This is a genomic window from Aerococcus sp. L_32 (assembly GCF_050689315.1).
In genome coordinates this window covers 1-2,114 of the sequence record NZ_JBOEQF010000336.1, presented here as the reverse complement: position 1 = coordinate 2,114, position 2,114 = coordinate 1, and the positions used below count along the sequence as shown (strand labels likewise).

General features: G+C 36.8%; 3 protein-coding genes. All 3 read right to left on the bottom strand.

Annotated elements, in window-relative coordinates; all coding sequences use genetic code 11:
• Positions 1-61 precede the first annotated feature (61 nt).
• Positions 62-1,408: a glucose-6-phosphate isomerase gene (locus tag ACRCJ0_RS12570; RefSeq protein ID WP_197558925.1), complete on the bottom strand. Its 1,347-nt coding sequence runs from the start codon at positions 1,406-1,408 to the stop codon at positions 62-64.
• Between the two features lie 25 nt (positions 1,409-1,433).
• Positions 1,434-1,820 carry a CvfD/Ygs/GSP13 family RNA-binding post-transcriptional regulator gene (locus tag ACRCJ0_RS12565; protein ID WP_016897569.1) on the bottom strand — a complete coding sequence of 129 codons (387 nt, stop codon included), beginning with the start codon at positions 1,818-1,820 and terminating at the stop codon, positions 1,434-1,436.
• A gap of 27 nt (positions 1,821-1,847) precedes the next feature.
• A partial coding sequence (locus tag ACRCJ0_RS12560) for a peptidylprolyl isomerase (protein WP_431390645.1) occupies positions 1,848-2,114 on the bottom strand: 267 nt, incomplete at its 5' end.

The following is a 2,114-nucleotide window of genomic DNA, read 5'->3' as shown; positions in this document are numbered from 1 at the left end:
AAAATACAAAAAATGCCGAACATCTCTGTTCGACATTTCTTTGATCGTGATTTTAAACCACTTATTTCAACCGTTCGTTCAATTCTGCTGCTAAATCTTCGAATCCTGGCTTTCCTAATAAAGCAAACATATTTTTCTTGTATGCTTCTACCCCTGGTTGGTTGAATGGATTTACCCCATTTAAGTAACCAGAAATTGCTACTGCAATTTCAAAGAAGTAAATCATGTAACCTAAAGAGTAAGCATCCATTTCTGGAATGGTTAACACGAAGTTAGGTACGTCACCATCAGTATGGGCTAATACAGTACCTTGGAAAGCTTTAGTATTTACAAAGTCTACATCCTTACCTTCTAAGTAGCCTAAACCATCTAAATCTTCATCAAATGCGGGAATTGCAATTGATTTACTTGGTTTTTCTACTTTAACAACTGTTTCGAATAAGTTACGTTGCCCTTCTTGGATGTATTGACCTAGAGAGTGTAAGTCAGTTGTGAAGTTGGCGCTTGATGGGTAAATCCCTTTACCATCTTTACCTTCTGATTCTCCAAATAGTTGTTTCCACCATTCTGAGAAGTATTGTAATTTTGGTTCATAGTTGATTAATAGCTCAGTTACTTTACCTTTACGGTATAAGACATTACGTAATGCAGCATATTGATAAGCTTCATTTTTACTTAAATCAGCATCACTGTATGCTTCCATCGCGTCAGCAGCACCTTGCATTAAGGCATCAATATCTGCACCTGAAACAGCAATTGGTAATAAACCAACTGGTGTTAATACAGTGAAACGTCCACCAACTGCATCAGGAATAACGAATGACTCGTATCCTTCAGCATCAGCTTCAGATTTTAATGCACCATTTGCTTTATCCGTTGTTGCATAAATACGCTCTTTAGCTGCTTCACCATATTTTTCTTCTAGTAATTTTTTGAAAATACGGAATGCTACAGCCGTTTCGGTAGTCGTACCTGATTTAGAAATAACGTTTACAGAGAAGTCTCGATCCCCAATTGTTTCGATTAATTCAGCAATGTAAGTTGAACTTAAGCTATTACCTGCAAAGAAGACTTGTGGTGTTTTACGTTCTTCTTTAGATTGTAAGTTTGAAAATGAATGAGATAAAAAGTCGATTGCTGATTTAGCACCTAAGTAAGAACCACCGATACCTAATACAACTAATACATCTGAGTCAGATTGAATCTTAGCTGCAGCTTTTTTAATGCGTGCATACTCTTCTTTATCATATGCTTTTGGTAAATCAACCCAACCAATATAATCGCTACCTGCACCAGTACCTTCACGTAAGATTGTATCGGCTGCCGTAACTAACGGTTGCATTTGTGTTAATTCGTGTTCTGCAATAAATTGGTCAGTATTACTATAATCAAATTTAATATGTCCCATTTTAATACTCCTCATTTATAAAATATTATTTTGTAGCCATCTTTTGTAGTGCTTCCTCAACCCACCCTGGCAATTGTTCTTCTATAGAAACAAAGCCAATTTTTGGTGCAGGACGTTTTTTAGGCCAAGCATTCTTAGCAGGTTTATTAGAGGTTGCAAGTTTCTTTAATGCTCGAATTGACAAACTCATTTTGCTGGTAAACTCATCGATATCGATAATCTTTACCGTCAGTTTTTGTCCGATGGTAAATTTATCCTCCACGTTGCTCACATAACCGTGATTAATTTCGGATATGTGGATTAATCCTTGATGGTCTTCGTCTAATTGAACAAAGACACCATATGGTTGTAAACCTGTCACTTCACCTTCAACTACATCACCAATGTGGTATGGAAATTCTTTAGTTGTCATGAAGTTGGATCCTTTCTAGTGTGTAGCTTATTCGTTTTCAAAAGTAACACTAGTAATGACAACTTCTTCTAAAGGTTTGTCTGATGCATTACGAGGTTGGTCTTCAATATTGTAGACAACGTCCATTCCGGAAACCACTTGACCAAATACAGTATGTTTTTGATCTAACCATGGTGTTCCGCCGTTTTCGCTGTAAGCTTCGATGATCTCTTCTGGCCAACCACCAGCTTTTAGTTGTCCTAACATTTGTGCAGGTACTTCTTTAGCTGTTACAACGAAGAATTGTGAACCATT

What these genes read in the sequence shown, in the direction of transcription:
- ACRCJ0_RS12570 (WP_197558925.1), bottom strand. Translation starts at nt 1,408, where the DNA reads ATGGGACATATTAAATTTGATTATAGTAATACTGACCAATTTATTGCA.
- ACRCJ0_RS12565 (WP_016897569.1), bottom strand. Translation starts at nt 1,820, where the DNA reads ATGACAACTAAAGAATTTCCATACCACATTGGTGATGTAGTTGAAGGT.